Origin of the sequence: Pasteurella skyensis (assembly GCF_013377295.1) — a bacterium.
Taxonomy (GTDB): Bacteria; Pseudomonadota; Gammaproteobacteria; order Enterobacterales; family Pasteurellaceae; genus Phocoenobacter; species Phocoenobacter skyensis.
The window spans coordinates 1,652,142-1,669,805 of the sequence record NZ_CP016180.1 but is presented as its reverse complement, the minus strand read 5'-3'; the positions used below and the strand labels follow the sequence as shown (position 1 = coordinate 1,669,805).

Annotated in this window: 13 protein-coding genes and 1 pseudogene; 9 read left to right on the top strand and 5 right to left on the bottom strand. The window is 34.1% G+C overall.

The annotated features are described in order from the left end of the window. Positions 1-217: 217 nt before the first annotated feature. Complete coding sequence (locus A6B44_RS07920; protein ID WP_090923169.1) at positions 218-3,253, bottom strand: YadA-like family protein; 3,036 nt, start codon at positions 3,251-3,253, stop codon at positions 218-220. Between the two features lie 167 nt (positions 3,254-3,420). Here A6B44_RS07920 and der point away from each other — a divergent pair, with 167 nt between their 5' ends. Together der and ubiK are read left to right on the top strand one after the other, a co-directional pair. Then, positions 3,421-4,923 (top strand): ribosome biogenesis GTPase Der, encoded by a 1,503-nt coding sequence (gene der, locus A6B44_RS07915; RefSeq protein ID WP_090923171.1) that lies wholly within the window; start codon positions 3,421-3,423, stop codon positions 4,921-4,923. 93 nt (positions 4,924-5,016) lie between these two features. Then, positions 5,017-5,265: a ubiquinone biosynthesis accessory factor UbiK gene (ubiK, locus tag A6B44_RS07910; protein WP_090923173.1), complete on the top strand. Its 249-nt coding sequence runs from the start codon at positions 5,017-5,019 to the stop codon at positions 5,263-5,265. Positions 5,266-5,322: 57 nt separating this feature from the next. Here the strand turns inward: ubiK and A6B44_RS07905 are convergent, their stop codons facing one another. Beyond that, complete coding sequence (locus A6B44_RS07905; protein WP_090923175.1) at positions 5,323-6,204, bottom strand: ORF6N domain-containing protein; 882 nt, start codon at positions 6,202-6,204, stop codon at positions 5,323-5,325. Positions 6,205-6,437: 233 nt separating this feature from the next. Between A6B44_RS07905 and pgi the strand changes: the two genes are divergently transcribed. Beyond that, positions 6,438-8,078 carry a glucose-6-phosphate isomerase gene (pgi, locus tag A6B44_RS07900; RefSeq protein ID WP_090923177.1) on the top strand — a complete coding sequence of 547 codons (1,641 nt, stop codon included), beginning with the start codon at positions 6,438-6,440 and terminating at the stop codon, positions 8,076-8,078. A 56-nt stretch (positions 8,079-8,134) separates the two neighbouring features. On the opposite strand, the gene epmB is transcribed toward pgi, so the two are convergent. Beyond that, positions 8,135-9,142: an EF-P beta-lysylation protein EpmB gene (gene epmB / locus A6B44_RS07895; protein WP_090923179.1), complete on the bottom strand. Its 1,008-nt coding sequence runs from the start codon at positions 9,140-9,142 to the stop codon at positions 8,135-8,137. A gap of 118 nt (positions 9,143-9,260) precedes the next feature. On the opposite strand from epmB, the gene efp reads away from it, so the two are divergent. The 5 genes from efp (at position 9,261) to ushA (ending at position 15,177) form a co-directional block, all read left to right on the top strand. Beyond that, positions 9,261-9,827: an elongation factor P gene (gene efp / locus A6B44_RS07890; protein ID WP_090923181.1), complete on the top strand. Its 567-nt coding sequence runs from the start codon at positions 9,261-9,263 to the stop codon at positions 9,825-9,827. A 64-nt stretch (positions 9,828-9,891) separates the two neighbouring features. After that, positions 9,892-10,233 (top strand): YegP family protein, encoded by a 342-nt coding sequence (locus A6B44_RS07885; protein WP_090923183.1) that lies wholly within the window; start codon positions 9,892-9,894, stop codon positions 10,231-10,233. 78 nt (positions 10,234-10,311) lie between these two features. Further along, the gene (locus A6B44_RS07880; RefSeq protein ID WP_090923185.1) at positions 10,312-11,133 is read left to right on the top strand and encodes a Cof-type HAD-IIB family hydrolase; all 822 of its coding nucleotides are present in this window, start codon (positions 10,312-10,314) and stop codon (positions 11,131-11,133) included. Positions 11,134-11,175: 42 nt separating this feature from the next. After that, a complete protein-coding gene (locus A6B44_RS07875; protein WP_090923186.1) occupies positions 11,176-13,506 on the top strand; it encodes a Tex family protein in 2,331 nt (776 codons plus the stop codon). Between the two features lie 30 nt (positions 13,507-13,536). Further along, on the top strand, positions 13,537-15,177 hold the full coding sequence (ushA, locus tag A6B44_RS07870) for a bifunctional UDP-sugar hydrolase/5'-nucleotidase UshA (protein WP_090923187.1): 1,641 nt from the start codon (positions 13,537-13,539) through the stop codon (positions 15,175-15,177). Between the two features lie 136 nt (positions 15,178-15,313). On the opposite strand, the gene A6B44_RS07865 is transcribed toward ushA, so the two are convergent. After that, positions 15,314-15,913 carry a tetratricopeptide repeat protein gene (locus A6B44_RS07865; protein WP_090923189.1) on the bottom strand — a complete coding sequence of 200 codons (600 nt, stop codon included), beginning with the start codon at positions 15,911-15,913 and terminating at the stop codon, positions 15,314-15,316. 114 nt (positions 15,914-16,027) lie between these two features. Between A6B44_RS07865 and A6B44_RS07860 the strand changes: the two genes are divergently transcribed. Continuing rightward, a complete protein-coding gene (locus A6B44_RS07860; protein WP_090923191.1) occupies positions 16,028-16,600 on the top strand; it encodes a VOC family protein in 573 nt (190 codons plus the stop codon). Positions 16,601-16,717: 117 nt separating this feature from the next. Here A6B44_RS07860 and A6B44_RS07855 read toward each other — a convergent pair. Further along, positions 16,718-17,623 (bottom strand): annotated as a pseudogene (locus A6B44_RS07855) (IS256 family transposase, variant Zn-binding type); the annotation flags it as partial. Between the last annotated feature and the right edge of the window lie 41 nt (positions 17,624-17,664).

Here is a 17,664-nt window from a genome sequence, read left to right as displayed (position 1 = left end):
AAAAATAAAAAGCAACCGTTTGCGTAAACGGTTGCTTAATTTTTTATACCTATTTGGAAAATAAAAAGAATGTTTAAAATTTGTAAATTTTTTCGTAAATGTACCCGCTTAAAAAGTACTACAAATCTGCTTTCCAGTCTATGTGAAAAATAAATAAAAAAACACCCCAGAAGTTGTGTCCAACTTTTGGGGTGCATACCACAAATTTTAATGGTGATTACCAGCTATACCCAGCACCTGCACCGACCATTGTTTCTTCTCTTAAGTCGGAACTGACGGAACCTTTTAAGATCCATTTACCATTATCCGAAATCGTTGATAGCCCTAGAGAAACGGCAGTTGTACCACGATAATGTGCCGTACCCACTGCTACCATTGAGCGACCCGGTAAGTATTCCTGTGGTAAGTTTGCCATTGCACCAGCAATAGCCGCACCTGAAATAGCTCTTTTCTTAGCTTCATTACTGTTCTGATTTAATTGTGATGCTATTTTATATAATTGGCTTCCATTTACTGCATCCGTTGATGTTGCAGAAACTTCACCTGCAGCAACATTGGTAATTTTATGTCCACCATTATTTAAGCCTGTTTGACCAATAGAAACGCCATTGTTAAATGAAATATTTTGCATACCAGTTAGAGTTGGGTTGACTTCAACATTTACATCATTTAATAACGTTTTCTTGCCTTTACCTGTTACTTTGATACTGTCTTTATTTGAGGTTAATTCACCCTTCATCTTATCAGCATCAAGTTTTTTATCAATTGCTGCTTTATTGCTCACTATATTTTTAGTATTAGCGGTCACATTTTTAGAATTATTTGCAATATTGGTTTTGTTCGTATTAACTTGTGTTAAAGTTGTTTGAACATCATCTGATAATTTATCTTTTGTCACATTTTTATCTTTGATTTTTGCAGTAGTAATTGCATTATCTTCAATTTCTAATGTTACAGCACCTAATAATTGATCTTTGCCCGCTCCACCAACTTTAATCCCTTTTCCTGTGATAGATTTATTCATATCATCAGAATTTACTTTTTTATCTAGCAACTCATTCGTTTTTGTTTTGGTGTAATGGTTATCATCTAAATATTTTTTAACCGTGCCACCATTAACTACTTTTTTATCACCATCAGCCACTTGTCCGTCTGTTTTGACTTCAATTTTGATATTATCTAATAATTGATTTGCTCCATTACCTGTCACAGAAATAGTCTTCGAGCTTAAAACACCTTTCATATCATCTTTACTTAATTTAGATGCGATGGCTTTTGTATTTTCTCCAATTTTAGTAGTATTTTGAGCAATCTTAGTGGTGTTTTGACCAATCTTAGTGGTATTTTGACCAATCTTAGTGGTGTTTTGACCAATTTTAGTGGTGTTTTGACCAATCTTAGTGGTGTTTTGACCAATCTTAGTAGTGTTTTGACCAATCTTCGTGGTATTTTGCCCAATCTTAGTGGTATTTTGATCAATCTTAGTAGTGTTTTGAGCAATTTTAGTGGTGTTTTGAGCAATTTTAGTGGTGTTTTGAGCAATCTTAGTGGTGTTTTGACCAATCTTAGTAGTATTGGTACCAACTTGAGTTAAAGTATTTTGGGTTGCAATACTAAGGGCAACAGTCCAAGCCTTATTTGTAGCAGTGTTACCTCCTGAAACTGTTATTCCATTTCCTTCAGTAACTGTTTCTACGGAGTTCGTATTTGCTTCTACACCTAATTTAGTTTTCCAATCAGTTATATCAGTTGCACTTAAATTATCCGCATTTTTATTTGCTTTACTGCTTATCGAATCGATTTTATCAGTTGCATCTTTTGTTAAACCAACTTTATAATATTTTCTATGTCCTGCAATATGCGGATCTGTGCCATTTTCTTGTGTACTATCTCTTTGAACAGAAATATATTTATTGTCAAAAGTTTTACCAATCTCTGCAAGTGTTGTCACTTGCGAACCATTAATCGCATCAAGTGAAGTATCAGAAATTTCTCCGTCTTTAACGTGCTTGATATTTCTTGGTTTTGCTGTTGTTCCCACTGAAACCGCATCGGTCACCGCAGTTGAACTGTCACCTAAAACAACCGCTCTTGTGGCATTACCTGCATCAATATTTGAGCCTAAGATATACACTTTTTCTTTATTTATAGTATTGTTATTCCCAAAAGTATAAGAAAGATTTCCTACAATTCTATTCTTGCCACCTATAACAAAAGAGTTATTTCCTGAAACAGTATTACCATATGTTTTATCTTCACTCTTTTTTCCTGCGTTCGGTTTGCTACCACCGATAACATAAGAACCATTCCCTGTGATGTTATTACCAACCCCACCAAGTGCACCACTTAACGAACCATTAACAATGCTTTCTACACCGCCTATAATAAAACCATCTTTAGTATTTTTGTCTATTTTATTATGATGTCCACCTAATATAATATTATTATCTTGCCAATTAGCATCACTAATAATTTTACTTGCATACCCACCTATAATTACATTATTATCTCCATTTATAATTTCATTTCCATCAGCATTTCTATCACCACCACCGAGAATAAAATTATCATAACCTGCACCACCGTGTATCTTTGATTTTGCTCCTCCAATAATAACATTTCCTTTATTAACATTCTCAATAGTATTACCTTCTCCCACAAAAATAGCATTAGACATTTCACTATTTTTAATGGTATTTTTCTGCCCTCCTAGAGTTATAGAATCCTCACTAGATACGCTATTTTTGTAACCACCAATAACACTAGAACGAAAACCTGTTGCACTTACACTATTTTCAACACCACCAATAACAGAAGAATTTAATCCTGCGGCTGTATTTCCTACAGCAGTTCCCCTTTCATAAAAGCCTCCTCCAATAACAACAGAAGCTTTTCCGCTTGCGATATTTTTAGTTCCACCCAATGAAACAGAATTTTCTCCACTTGCTGTGTTGCTAGTCGCACCACCAACAATAGCATTTTCTCCATTTGCTATTCCATTGTTTAAAACAATCGAATCTGTGCCTGTACCCGCTTTGGCTGGGTCATCAGTACTGTCAGGTGTCGTAGTTGCATAAGTTTGTATTTTCGGTTGTGCCGTTAGCTTTTGCAGTTGCTTTTGCAATCCTTCTACTTGTTTTCTAAGAGCATCTATCTGATTTTGTTCACTTTGTCCCGCAAAAGCAAAACTCGTTGTGAGTGATAAAAATAATAGTGTTGCAACTGTTGTTTTCTTGTTATTTTCTGTATTCATTTATATGAAATTCCTTCATTTTAGGTATTGACAATTTAATCAAACTATTATACCCCCCCCTGTCTAAAATTCAACTAAAAACAATTTGTTAAAAATGGTCGTATATAATTTAGTGATTTTTGTTATAATGTCGAACTATTAAAGAAACTCTAAAGGTAAAAATCTATATGACACCTGTTATTGCGCTCGTTGGGCGTCCAAATGTGGGAAAATCCACACTTTTTAATCGCTTAACCCGTACTCGTGATGCGTTAGTTGCAGACTTTCCCGGTTTAACCCGAGATCGTAAATATGGTCAAGCTCATATCAATGGACACGATTTTATCGTAATTGATACTGGCGGTATTGACGGTACGGAAGAGGGCGTGGAAGAAAAAATGGCGGAACAATCGTTACTTGCGATTGATGAAGCCGATGTTGTTTTCTTTATGGTGGATGCCCGAGCGGGTTTAGTGCCTGCTGATATTGGTATCGCACAATATTTACGTGCTCGTGAAAAAACGACTGTTGTGGTAGCCAATAAAGTTGATGGTATTGATGCAAATTCACATTGTGCCGAATTTTATCAACTGGGCTTAGGCGAAATTGAACAAATTGCCGCATCACAAGGGCGTGGCGTAAACCAACTTATCGAACAAGTACTTATTCCTTTGGCTGAAAAGGTTGAACAAGGCGTTGAAGCGGAAGAAGTAGAAAGCCAAGAAATTGATGAATGGGAACGTGATTTTGATTTTAATAATGAAGAAGATACGGCATTATTAGATGAAGCGTTAAACGAAGAGCAAGAATATGATCAAAATATTAAAATTGCAATTGTTGGTCGTCCAAATGTAGGGAAATCAACCTTAACTAACCGAATTTTGGGTGAAGATCGTGTGGTGGTTTATGATTTACCGGGTACAACACGTGATAGTATTTACATCCCAATGGAACGCGATGATCAGAAATACACTATTATTGATACTGCTGGTGTACGTAAGCGTGGAAAGGTCAATTTAGCGGTTGAAAAATTCTCTGTTATTAAAACCTTAAAAGCCATTCAAGATGCGAATGTGGTGTTATTAACCATTGATGCACGTGATGGTATTTCAGATCAAGATTTATCACTGTTAGGTTTTATTTTAAATGCAGGACGTTCACTTGTGATTGTGGTCAATAAATGGGATGGAATGAGCCACGATGATAAAGAATTTGTAAAATCAGAACTGGATCGCCGTTTAAATTTTATTGATTTTGCTCGTGTCCATTTTATCTCTGCATTACACGGCAGTGGTGTGGGTAGTTTATTTGGTTCAATTAAAGAGGCTTATGGTTGTGCAACCCAAAAAATGACGACATCTATGCTGACTCGTGTCTTAAAAATTGCCATTGATGATCATCAACCTCCATTGGTCAATGGTCGCCGTGTGAAATTAAAGTATGCTCACCCCGGTGGTTACAATCCGCCGATCATTGTGGTACACGGCAACCAAGTAGAAAAATTAGCAGATTCTTATAAACGTTATTTATCAAACTATTTCCGTAAAAGTCTGAAAGTAATTGGTACGCCGATACGTATTCAATTCCAAGAAGGGGAAAATCCTTTTGCAGGTAAACGTAATAAATTAACACCAAACCAATTAAGAAAACGTAAGCGTTTGATGAAGTTTATTAAGAAAAGCAAAAAATAAAAAGTAAAGAACGAAAAAGGTAAGCGGTACGTTAATTGTAAATTTTTACAAGAATGTAACCGCTTATCTCTCAAATTAAGTAAGGAGAAAAGAATGTTAGATCCTAAAAAATTAGAAAATATCGCTCAACAACTTCATAATTCATTACCGCAAGGCTTAAAAAATGTGGGTAGTGATTTAGAAGAAAAATTCAAACAAATTTTACAAGCGCAATTATCAAAATTAGACGTAGTAACCCGTGAAGAATTTGATGTGCAATCACAGGTTTTATTGCGTACCCGTGAAAAACTGAACGAATTAGAAAAACGTTTGGATGAAATGAGTTCAACAGAGCAGAAATAAGCGGTTGGATTTTTTGTAGAATTTACAAATTTTAAGATATAGATGGGGATGCCCTGTCTATATTTTTTTATAAAAATTCACGTCAATATCCTTTAATAATGAAAACCCAAACACTTTTTTACCCAAATCTTTTAAACTCGCACCAATAAGGTAAATATCTTTATCATCAATAATTAAAAATCTATCGTGAAAATTTTTATTTATTTGAATGTCTATTTTTTTGTATTGCTGATTATATTTTTCTAAATCAAGTTTTAAGGTTTTGTTCATTGAATGAGTATAAATAGTGACATTTATACGTTGGTTTTTCTGAAAAAGTGTCAAAGTTGAATCATCAATATAGTTATCAATGAGTACAATGTGTTTTTGTGCTTTTCTAATTAAATCAGATACAAATTTATGTGCATCAAAAATTTGACCATTAAAGAAAATACCTTGTTGTTGAATTTGCTCTTTATTTTCTAGTGCTTTGAAAATCTTATCGATATTCGTGTTGGTAATAAGTTGGCTTTGTTCTAGTGTTTCAATTCGTTTAAAAATATCACCATTTTGAGCAATAAATTTTCTCATTGTAACAAAGCTATCAATTATTTTTATACTGACTTCTATTGCGGTACTACTTCTTAAAACAGCACTTAGCATTGACACACCTTGTTCGGTAAAAACATAGGGTAAATATTTTGTGTGAGTTCCCCAAGTATTATTTTCTTCGCCAGATCTTAAGGTCGCAAATTGCGACCTTAAATTTTCATATTCTTGTTGAGTGAGTTGAAATCTAAAATGTTCAGGAAATCGAGCAATATTTCTTTTAACTTGTTCTGTTAATCTTTTGAGTTCTACACCATAAAGTGAAGCGAGATCTCTATCTAACATTACTTGTTTATTTCTTATGGTATAGATTTTGGATTTAATATCAAAGTGTTCAGCCATTTTATTCATCGGATTATCCTTAATTTTTTAATGACAGTATATCTAAAAGCTCAAAAAATATTTTTTAATTTTTGCGATCATCGTCGCATTTTTACTTTTTGATTCTATACGATAATCATTTCATCAAAAGAAGAATGATGATTGAATTAATACCTTACAATTATGCTTTAATTCGGATAAAATTACGCACTATCAAAATATAAGTACCAATTTCAATATTAAATCTCGTATAAGGAAAATAAATGAAAAATATCAATCCAGTTCAAACGGTTGCGTGGACTCAATTAGAGCAACATAAAGCAGAAAATTTAACGATTGCAGAGTTATTCGCACAGGATAGTCAGCGTTTTGATAGTTATTCACGTCAATTTGAAGATCAAATGTTAGTGGATTTTTCAAAAAATGCGATCAATCAAACAACCTTAGATTTATTATATAAATTAGCCGATGAATGTCAGCTTGAATCTGCAAAACAAGCGATGTATTCAGGTCAAAAAATTAACCGTACCGAAGATCGTGCCGTGTTGCATACCGCATTGCGTAACCGTGCGAATACGCCAATTATGGTGGACGGTAATGATGTAATGCCAGAAGTAAATGCGGTATTAGCAAAAATGAAAGGTTTTTGTGAGCGTGTGATTTCTGGCGAGTGGAAAGGTTATACGAATAAAGCGATTACTGATGTGATTAACATTGGTATCGGTGGTTCAGATTTAGGTCCTTATATGGTTACCGAAGCGTTACGTCCATATAAAAATCATTTAACAATGCACTTTGTGTCTAACGTGGACGGTACGCACATTGCAGAAACTTTGAAAAAATGTAACCCTGAAACGACGCTTGTGTTAGTGGCGTCAAAAACCTTTACGACACAGGAAACAATGACAAACGCACATTCAGCACGTGATTGGTTATTAGCCAGTGCGAAAGAGGAAAGTGCGGTAGCAAAACACTTTGTGGCACTTTCAACCAATGCAACCGAAGTGGCAAAATTTGGTATTGATACTGAAAATATGTTTGAATTCTGGAACTGGGTTGGCGGACGTTATTCATTATGGTCAGCAATCGGGCTTTCTATTGCGTTATCTATTGGTTTTGAAAACTTCGAGCAGTTGCTTGAAGGGGCACATAAAATGGATCAGCATTTCTTAACTGCACCTGTTGAGCAAAATATCCCAACACTTTTAGCCTTAATTGGTATTTGGAACAGCAATTTCTTAGGGGCTGAAACTGAAGCAATTTTACCTTACGACCAATATTTACACCGTTTTGCAGCCTACTTCCAACAAGGAAATATGGAATCAAACGGTAAATATGTTGGACGTGATGGCAAAGTGGTGACACACCAAACAGGCCCAATTATTTGGGGCGAACCGGGTACAAATGGTCAGCACGCGTTCTATCAGTTGATCCACCAAGGAACTAAAATTATTCCTTGTGATTTTATTGCACCAGCACAAACACACAACCAAGTATCGGATCATCACAGTAAATTACTTTCAAACTTCTTCGCACAAACAGAGGCGTTGGCTTTTGGTAAATCAAAAGAAGTAGTTGAAAAAGAATTTTTAGACGCAGGTAAAACCCTTGAAGAAGTGGCGGAAATCGTACCATTTAAAGTGTTTGAAGGTAACCGTCCAACCAACTCAATTTTAGTACAAAAAATCACACCTTATAGCTTAGGGGCATTGATTGCGATGTATGAACACAAAATTTTCGTACAAGGCGTTATTTTCAACATTTATAGCTTTGACCAATGGGGGGTTGAATTAGGTAAACAATTAGCGAACCGTATTCTTCCAGAACTTGAAAATGATGAAACGATCGCAAGCCACGATAGTTCAACCAATGGCTTGATCAATCAGTTTAAGGCTTGGCGTTAATTATTTAAATAATAAGCCTCAATTATATTAAAATAGTTGAGGCTTTTTTATGCTCATTATCCAAGTAGTGTTTTATTTGGTTTTCCCGCTTCTTCTCTTGCGAGCTTTGGCACAAGATAGCCAGATGAAATACGTTGTAGCTCCTTATAAATCTTAAAGGCTTGATTATCATCAATATAAAAATGACTTGCACCTTCAACTTTATCTAATACGTGTAAATAGTAAGGTAAAATAGATGTAGCAAATAGTTTATCATTTAATGCTTTAAGTATATTTGCATCATCGTTTACGCCCTTCAATAATACTGACTGATTGAGTAAAGTGACATTCGCATCCCGTAACATTTTCATTTTTTCAGCAAAGTATTCATCTATTTCATTCGCATGATTGATATGGGTAACTAATACAATATTTAAATGAGTTTGTTTAAATATATCGCATAATTTTTCAGTAATTCGATTTGGAATAACCACTGGTACACGAGAGTGAATACGCAGTGTTTTAATGTGAGTTATCTTTTCTAATTGAGTGATCAGCCAATCAAATTCTTCATCTTTTGCCATCATCGGATCACCACCAGATAGCACGACTTCTTCGATCTCACTCTGCTTTCGAATATAGTTTAAACTTTCTACCCATACCGTTTTTCCATTTTTTACTTCATCATAAGGAAAATGACGACGAAAGCAGTAACGACAATTAATAGCACAACTATTTTTTATCATAAATAACAGTCGGTTATGATATTTATGTAAAATATTAGGTGCGGGAGATTCCTGCTCTTCAAGTGGATCGGTAGTAAATCCTTCCATTTTTGTAAATTCTTCAAAAGATGTGACCGCCTGTAAAAATAGTGGATCATTTTTATCTTTTTTTTGCATCTTTTGGGCAAAAGGACGTGGTATTCGCATTGTAAATAGTTTGCGAGCTAATAAATCTTGTTCAAACTCTTTAGGATCGAACTCTAAATAGTTTAAGAGATCGATAGGATCATTAAATGCTTGTGCTAAATCCTGTAACCATAGCGGTTTTTTTTCGCCAATTTTTATATTTTGATGTATCATATATATGTTAATATTTTAGCTTTCATTCCAAAAGCATAAAGTTTATACTAGCTGTATAAACTAAGATAGTATTAATAATAAATTTTTATATATTTAGATAGTTAATTTTGAGGATAAAATGGCAACTTATAGTACAACTGATTTCAAACCAGGTCTTAAATTTATTCAAGACGGTGAACCTTGCACCATCGTTGAAAATGAATTTGTAAAACCAGGAAAAGGACAAGCTTTTACTCGTACAAGAATTCGTAAATTGATTTCAGGTAAGGTTTTAGAAATCAACTTTAAATCAGGTTCAACAGTGGAAGCGGCAGATGTAATGGATACTAACTATAATTATTCATATAAAGATGAAGATTTTTGGTATTTTATGCACCCAGAAACATTTGATATGATTGCTGCCGATGCAAAAGCTGTGGCGGATAATGACAAATGGCTTGTAGATCAAGCTGATTGTGTGATTACTTTATGGAATGATAGCCCAATTGTAGTTACACCTCCAAACTTTGTTGAATTAGAAGTAATTGAAACAGATCCAGGTTTGAAAGGTGATACCGCAGGAACAGGTGGCAAACCAGCAACCTTAAGTACTGGTGCAGTGGTTCGAGTTCCATTATTTATCCAAATTGGAGAAGTCATAAAAGTAGATACTCGTTCTGGTGAATATGTATCTCGTGTAAAATAGTTTTTTAGGTTGAGTATGAAAATACTCAACTTTATTTTTATGTAACAAAAATAAGGAGTTACTTATGGCATTAGGTTGGTATGAACTTAAATTAGCAAAAGATGGACAGTTTATGTTCAATTTAAAGGCAGCGAACAGTCAAGTTATCTTGACGAGTGAGTTGTATAAATCTCGCGCTTCTGCTGAAAACGGCATTGCTTCTGTTCAAAAAAATGGTAGTAATGAATCTCTTTTTGAAATTCGTGTAGCGAAAAATGATAAACCTTATTTCATTTTGAAGGCAAAAAATCACCAAGAAATTGGGCGTAGTCAATATTATTCTTCTCAGGCTGCGACTAAAAATGGGATTAAATCTGTAATGAATAATTCAGTGAGTACAGTAATTAAAGATTTAACTGCTGAGTAGTTGATAAAATAGAAATATAGCACGAGTATGTCTATTCGTGCTTCTTTTATATGTTGATTCCTTTTAAAAGGATTTTATATGTTAGATTCACTTCCATTCCGTGCGATTGTTTCAGATTTGGACGGAACCCTTCTTAATGCTCATCATAAAATAGGTGATTTTACTATTGAGACCCTTGAAAAATTAGCTCAAAAAGGGGTAGATATTTTTTTGGCAACAGGACGAAATTATCCTGATGTAAAACATATTATCAGTAAAATTAATCTTGATGATGCAATGTTAATTACCTCAAATGGTGCGAGAACAAATAAATTATCTGGTGAGGTTTTATCAAATAATTTTTTACCAGAAAATATTGCTCTTGAGTTAATGAATGTTAGCTTTGATGATACAAAAATTTGTGTAAATAGTTATCAGGGCGAGGATTGGTTTATTAATAAAGATATTCCAGAATTAAAAAGTTTTCATATCGAATCAGGCTATAGTTATCAAGTTGTTAATTTTACTAAACATCACGGTAGGCAAACTGAAAAAGTGTGCTATATTGCTAAAAATCCTGATGATTTAGCAGCACTCGAAAAAAGTATAATTGGAAAGTATGGAAGTACTCTACAAATTACACGTTCAATGCCTCACTGCCTAGAAGTGATGGCTCAAGGGGTTTGTAAAGCCAATGCCTTACAAGAGTTAGTAAAATTAAAAGGGTATACATTAGACGATTGTATTGCTTTTGGTGATGGTTTAAATGATTTTGAAATGTTAGCTGGCGTTGGAGAAGGCTGTATAATGGGCAATGCAGATCCTAAGCTCAAAGAAAAATTACCAAATAATAAAGTGATAGGATTTAATGAAGATGAAGCTGTTGCACATTATTTGAAATCGTTATTTAATATCAAATAGTTAGATTGTTATTGAAATAAAAAGAGAAAATTGAGATAAAAAATGTTAAATGAATTAAACACTCAAATTAGTCAAATTATTGCATCAGAATTAACGGTGCAACCTAAGCAGATTTTATCTGCAATTAATCTATTAGATGAAGGAAATACTATCCCTTTTATCGCTCGTTATCGTAAAGAAGTGACAGGGGGATTAGATGATACCCAATTACGTCATTTTGAAACGCGATTAATTTATTTACGAGAGCTTAATGATCGTCGTCAGACTATTTTAAAATCAATAGAAGAGCAGGGAAAATTAAGCGGTGACTTAAAAGAGAAAATTTGCAAAACTCAAAGTAAAACGGAATTAGAAGATCTCTATTTACCTTATAAACCAAAACGTCGTACTCGTGGACAAATTGCCATTGAAAATGGGCTTGAACCATTGGCAACGACACTTTGGGATGATCCAAACCAAGTACCTGAAGCCCTTGCTGAAACCTATTTGAATAAAGAAGTAAAAGAAGTGAAAGCAGCATTAGATGGTGCAAGGTATATTTTAATGGAACGTTTTGCCGAAGATGCGCAATTGTTAGCAAAATTACGTCACTATCTGACTCAAAATGCGACTCTTGAAGCGAAAGTGGTTGAAGGAAAAGAGGTTGAAGGGGCGAAGTTTAGAGATTATTTTGATTATTCTGAACAGTATAAAAAAATACCTTCTCATCGTGCATTAGCGATTTTAAGGGGACGAAATGAAGGCATTTTAAATATCTCTTTAAATGCGGATCCTGATCAAGATGAATCGATTCGTTCTAGTTATTGTGAAGAAATTATTCGTGATCATTTAGGAGTACAATTTAATGGTTTAGCCTCTGATACATGGCGCAAACAAGTCATTGCATGGACGTGGAAAATCAAAGCATCGTTACATTTAGAAACGGAATTAATGACTACCTTGCGAGAAAAATCCGAAGAAGAAGCGATTGATGTTTTTGCACGAAATCTGACAGCTTTATTGATGGCTGCACCTGCTGGGGCAAGAAACACGATGGGGCTTGATCCAGGTTTACGTACTGGGGTTAAAGTTGCCGTAGTGGATAACACTGGTAAATTATTGGCAACGGATACTATTTATCCACATACTGGTTATGCTGATAAAGCGGCTCACAGCATTTATACCTTAGGTAAAAAATATAATGTGGATTTGATTGCGATTGGTAATGGTACAGCCTCTCGTGAAACAGAGCGATTTGTAGCAGATACTCATAAAAAATACTCCGATTGGAAGGCTCAAACCGTTGTTGTTAGTGAAGCAGGGGCATCGGTTTATTCTGCCTCTGAATTTGCCGCCCAAGAATTTCCTGAGTTAGATGTTTCGTTGCGTGGTGCGGTATCTATTGCTCGTCGTTTGCAAGATCCATTAGCGGAATTAGTCAAAATTGAACCAAAAGCGATCGGCGTAGGGCAGTATCAACACGATGTAAATCAAAGCCAATTAGCTCGTAAATTAAATGCTGTCGTAGAAGATTGTGTTAATGCGGTGGGTGTGGATATCAATACGGCATCGGCACCACTTTTAACCTGTGTGGCAGGAATGAATAAAACCCTTGCACAAAATATTGTGGCATACCGTGATGAAAATGGACGCTTTACTGCTCGTAGCCAGTTAAAAAAAGTGGCACGTTTAGGGCCAAAAGCTTTTGAGCAATGTGCTGGGTTTATGCGAATTTTAGATGGAAAAAATCCATTGGATAGCTCAAGTGTCCATCCTGAAGCCTATCCTGTGGTAGAAAAGATCTTACAAGCGATAGAATTAAGTTTAAGTGATTTAATGGGTAATAGTACACGTATTCACCAGCTTGATGCCTCACGATTTGTTGATGAAAAGTTTGGTTTACCAACGGTAAATGATATTTTCAAAGAACTGGAAAAACCAGGACGTGATCCACGAGGGGAGTTTAAAACAGCCACCTTTATGGATGGAGTGGAAGATATTAAAGATCTTGTTGAAGGAATGATTTTAGAAGGTACAGTGACGAATGTCACTAACTTTGGGGCTTTTGTGGATATTGGGGTGCATCAAGACGGTTTAGTGCATATTTCAATGTTGGCAAATACCTTTGTGGATGACCCACACAAAGTAGTCAAAACAGGTGATATTGTAAAAGTGAAGGTGTTAGACATTGATATTTCTCGCAAACGTATTGCATTAACAATGCGATTGGAAGAGAAATCAGTGCCAAAACGTGATGATAAGAGTAAGGCGACTGCACCTAGCAATGCTTCTTTCAAAGAGCAGAGAGTCGCTAAACAAAAAGATTCACAGAGAGGTCACTCATTTCAAAATTCAGCAATGGCAGATGCTTTTGCTAAACTAAAAGGTAAGTAATTACCACTTATATTAATCAGGAGTACCAAAATGAAAAGGAAACTTGTAGTTTCATTATTGTTAACTGCGTTAACAGCTGGCTTAGCTGGTTGTATGAATACAACAGCAAAAGATGGTGTGGAGTTAACTGTTTTACATACCAATGATAACCATGGCCGTTTTTGGAAAAATAAATATGGCGAATATGGAATGTCAGCTAGAAAAACATTGATAGATACTATCAGAAAAGAGGTTTCTAGTGATGGTGGTTATAGTTTACTATTATCTGGTGGTGATATTAATACTGGTGTACCTGAGTCTGATATGCAACACGCAGAGCCTGATTTTAAGGGAATGAGTAAAATTGGCTATGATGCTATGGCATTAGGAAATCACGAGTTTGATAATCCATTAAGTGTTTTAGCACAACAAGCGACGTGGGCGAATTTCCCATTTTTATCTGCAAATATTTATGATAAAAAAACGGGTAAACGTTTGTTTAAACCATATCAAATATTTAATAAGGGCGGTGTAAAAATTGCAGTTATTGGTTTGACTACAGAAGATACAATGAAAATCGGTAACCCTGAATATATTTCAGATTTAGATTTTCGTAGTCCTATAGAAGAAGCAAAAGCACTTATTCCTGAAATTAAGCAAAATGAAAATCCTGATTTGATTTTTGCTGTTACTCATATGGGGCACTACCACAATGCAATTCATGGTATCAATGCACCGGGAGATGTAACTTTAGCTCGTTCATTACCAGCTGGATCTTTGGATATGATCATCGGTGGTCACTCACAGAACCCAGTTTGTATGGAACCAGATCTTAAAAATTATGATCCAAACTTCAAACCAGGTGCAGAATGTCGTCCAGACAGACAAAATGGCACTTGGATTGTACAAGCTTACGAATGGGGTAAATATGTTGGGCGAGCAGACTTTAATTATAAAGAGGGCAAGCTAACACTGAAAGAGTACCAACTGATTCCTGTTAATTTAACGCAAAAAGTGAAAATTGATGGTAAAAAAGTACGTCAATTAGTAGGTAAACAAATTAAAGAAGACAAAGCATTACTGAAGTTTTTAACGCCATATCAAGAAATTGGTCAAAAAGCACTAAATGTTAAAATTGGTAAAAGTGATGCTAAATTAGTGGGTGATCGTGATGTAGTACGTTTTCATCAAACGAATTTAGGGCGCTTAATTGCAACGGCTCAAAAAGAGAAAGTAAACGCAGACTTCGGAATTATGAACTCTGGTGGTGTGCGTGATTCTATTGAAGGTGGTGATATTACCTATAAAGATGTACTAAAAGTACAACCTTTTGCGAATACTGTTGTAAAAGCAAAAATGACAGGTAAAGAACTTAAAAAATACCTTGATGTAGTAGCAACTAAATCAGTGGATTCAGGGGCTTACCCTCAATTTGCTGGTATTTCAATGACAGTGAAAAAAGACGGTGTACACAATGTAAAAATTAATGGTAAACGTTTAAGTAGTAAGAAAACCTATACCTTTACTTTGCCTAGTTTTAATGCTGTAGGTGGTGATGGTTATCCAAAACTAGCGGATTACATTAATACTGGCTTTGTAGATGCAGAAGTGTTGAAAAGTTATATTCAATCTCATTCTCCATTAAAAGTGTCTCAGTATGCGCCTAAAAATGAAGTAATCTTCAAAAACTAATGATCATTTTTTGATTTAACTGAACTGTCCTAATAATCAACTTTGGGGCAGTTCAGTTTTTATATTCTTTGATGGTTATTATCTTTTTTTGCAAAAAGTTGGTTGTAAGTAACCGCTTAAAAAGATAATCCATTATTTATTCAGGGAATTGCCCCTGTTTAAGCATTTTTTCTGCTTTTTCATACTCTTCTTCTGTCATTCTAGCACTAGCAAACTGAATGGTATCTATACAACTTTGTAAAAGAAAGGGATCACGATCACCATTTTGAATTAAAGCATAATTTCCCCATACATAGGCTGCCAAATAATCCTGCTTCACTTCTTCTTCTTTACCAGTTAGATAGATTGCTGCAAGTGCTAATTGAGCCATACCATAGCCTTGTTTTGCTGATTTCTTATACCACTTAACAGCATCAGTAAAAGATTGTTTAACACTTTGTCCATCTTCATACATTCTGCCTATATAATATTGTGCCCATAAATGTTGTTCTGCTGCAGATTTTTGAAACCATCCAAAGGCTGTTTTATAATCTTGCTTAATACAATCTCCCCAGTAGTATTTTTCTCCTAAGAAAAATGTTTCATTGGCATTTTTTTCTGCTTTTTTCTCAATTTTATGTACATTTTTTTCAAGTTGGACGCAATCTATTTTTTCTTTAGCATAAGCATTATTACATAATACTAATCCACTGATTATTAATGTGAATAAAATGTTTTTTTGATTAAATGTAAACATAATTTTAGGTCTCTGATCATATTAAAACAGTAGTCTGCCATTTTAAGAGGATATCTGTCAAGGAGGGTTTTGTGGTATCATTTTCAGTAATTATTTAATCACTTAGAAGTAAAAATGCAAAAACACTCACTATTTCAAAAAAATACAGAATTACTTAATGAATTTCATACCTTTGAGAAAAAAATTATCGATCTTTCTCATATAATGCAAATTGCATTAAAGGATTATCAAATTGATCATATTGCAGTTCGAGTAAATCAGCTTGAAACAGCGGAATTATGGCTTAAACAACTGTTTAAATGTGGTGAAGTGATGAGTGATAATGTGGTAAATGGACGACCAATTTATATTATAAAATTAAATGAGCCATTAATAATAGCAAATCAAAAGGTTAATATAATTGAGCTTCCTTTTCCAAAAGGTAAAACTTATCTCGTAGAGAACTGGGAACATATTGAAATAGTAATGCCTTTTGCAGAAAATGAAACTACGCAACAATGGTGTGAACGTATTGAAACAACTTTTTTATGGCATCAAAATAATAAATTGAAAGTAAAAATAAGTGAACCTAAAGTCGAAGGAGAACAATTACCCAATCCCTCTATTGCGGTTAGTTTGGTAAATTCAATTGAAAACCACACTTGTATTAAGGTTCATCCCTATACCCTTGAAAAGATAATTGAATAAAATATAAGCGGTTATTTGTTATTAAAAATTTGGGCATAGTAGACAAAATAGTTGGTAATTTTGAGGAGCTATGCCCATAGTAGACAAATGAGTTGGTTTTTATTATTTTATAAATAATTACCAACTCCTTTTATTTAGAAAATCTTTTATAAACATAATCTTATGGTATTTGGTTAAACCATTATGATTAGATAGTTTTCGTTTAAGTTCTCCAAATAAACTTTCAAGCCTATTTGTTGTTTTTTCTATATTTAATTCAGGATATTTTTCAAAAGTAAATAAATAATCCATATTATATTTTAAGCTCCTGTAAGCACTTCTTATATTACGATGTTTAAAAGGATATTTACCCTTTTCATTTATTTTATCGGAGCGTTCATTTAAATATTCTTTATGTTTTAAATACCAATAATGTAAATTAATATAGAACTCGTTTTTAGAGCTATTTTTTAATGTTTTAACTAATATTTTTAGCTCTTTTCCCGCTTCAGATTTAGGGTTCCTTGTTAATTTCCTTATTACATTTGCTATTTGATGAAATTGGCAAAGTTGTGCAGGCGTATTTAAAAAATCTCTTAATAATCCTCGTCTTCCATCACAAGTAATAGATTGAATAATATAGCCTTTTTCTCTTAATTTATTCATTGCTAATAGATAATAAAGATTTTTTTCTGTTGTCACAATTTGATGATAAATTACCTTCTTTGATAAAGTGTCCATAAAAACGAGAACACCAAAATTTCGACCAAAGAAAGTGGTATCCATCATTAAGTTCAATTTATTATTTTGTGGGATATTTAATGGCGTTTTAGGGGCTTTTAAAACATATCTTTGAATAGTTCTAACAGAGCAATTATATTTAATTGCTAGTTGCTTATAGGTTTGTTTACCTTCTGTGTAATCTAGCCAAATTTGGCTTGAATTTAAGGATTTTTTGAAGGTAAAAGTTTTATTACAAATAGAGCATTTATAACGTTGAACATTATTTTGGGTACCATATTTGTGAATATTCGTTTTATGACAAAAAGGACAAGTTTTTTATTCATTTTCAAAAAAGTGGGCTA

What these genes read in the sequence shown, in the direction of transcription:
- A6B44_RS07905 (WP_090923175.1), bottom strand. Translation starts at nt 6,204, where the DNA reads ATGAATAAAATGGCTGAACACTTTGATATTAAATCCAAAATCTATACC.
- epmB (WP_090923179.1), bottom strand. Translation starts at nt 9,142, where the DNA reads ATGATACATCAAAATATAAAAATTGGCGAAAAAAAACCGCTATGGTTA.
- ubiK (WP_090923173.1), top strand. Translation starts at nt 5,017, where the DNA reads ATGTTAGATCCTAAAAAATTAGAAAATATCGCTCAACAACTTCATAAT.
- A6B44_RS07920 (WP_090923169.1), bottom strand. Translation starts at nt 3,253, where the DNA reads ATGAATACAGAAAATAACAAGAAAACAACAGTTGCAACACTATTATTT.
- A6B44_RS07865 (WP_090923189.1), bottom strand. Translation starts at nt 15,913, where the DNA reads ATGTTTACATTTAATCAAAAAAACATTTTATTCACATTAATAATCAGT.
- efp (WP_090923181.1), top strand. Translation starts at nt 9,261, where the DNA reads ATGGCAACTTATAGTACAACTGATTTCAAACCAGGTCTTAAATTTATT.
- A6B44_RS07880 (WP_090923185.1), top strand. Translation starts at nt 10,312, where the DNA reads ATGTTAGATTCACTTCCATTCCGTGCGATTGTTTCAGATTTGGACGGA.
- A6B44_RS07860 (WP_090923191.1), top strand. Translation starts at nt 16,028, where the DNA reads ATGCAAAAACACTCACTATTTCAAAAAAATACAGAATTACTTAATGAA.
- ushA (WP_090923187.1), top strand. Translation starts at nt 13,537, where the DNA reads ATGAAAAGGAAACTTGTAGTTTCATTATTGTTAACTGCGTTAACAGCT.
- A6B44_RS07885 (WP_090923183.1), top strand. Translation starts at nt 9,892, where the DNA reads ATGGCATTAGGTTGGTATGAACTTAAATTAGCAAAAGATGGACAGTTT.
- pgi (WP_090923177.1), top strand. Translation starts at nt 6,438, where the DNA reads ATGAAAAATATCAATCCAGTTCAAACGGTTGCGTGGACTCAATTAGAG.
- der (WP_090923171.1), top strand. Translation starts at nt 3,421, where the DNA reads ATGACACCTGTTATTGCGCTCGTTGGGCGTCCAAATGTGGGAAAATCC.
- A6B44_RS07875 (WP_090923186.1), top strand. Translation starts at nt 11,176, where the DNA reads ATGTTAAATGAATTAAACACTCAAATTAGTCAAATTATTGCATCAGAA.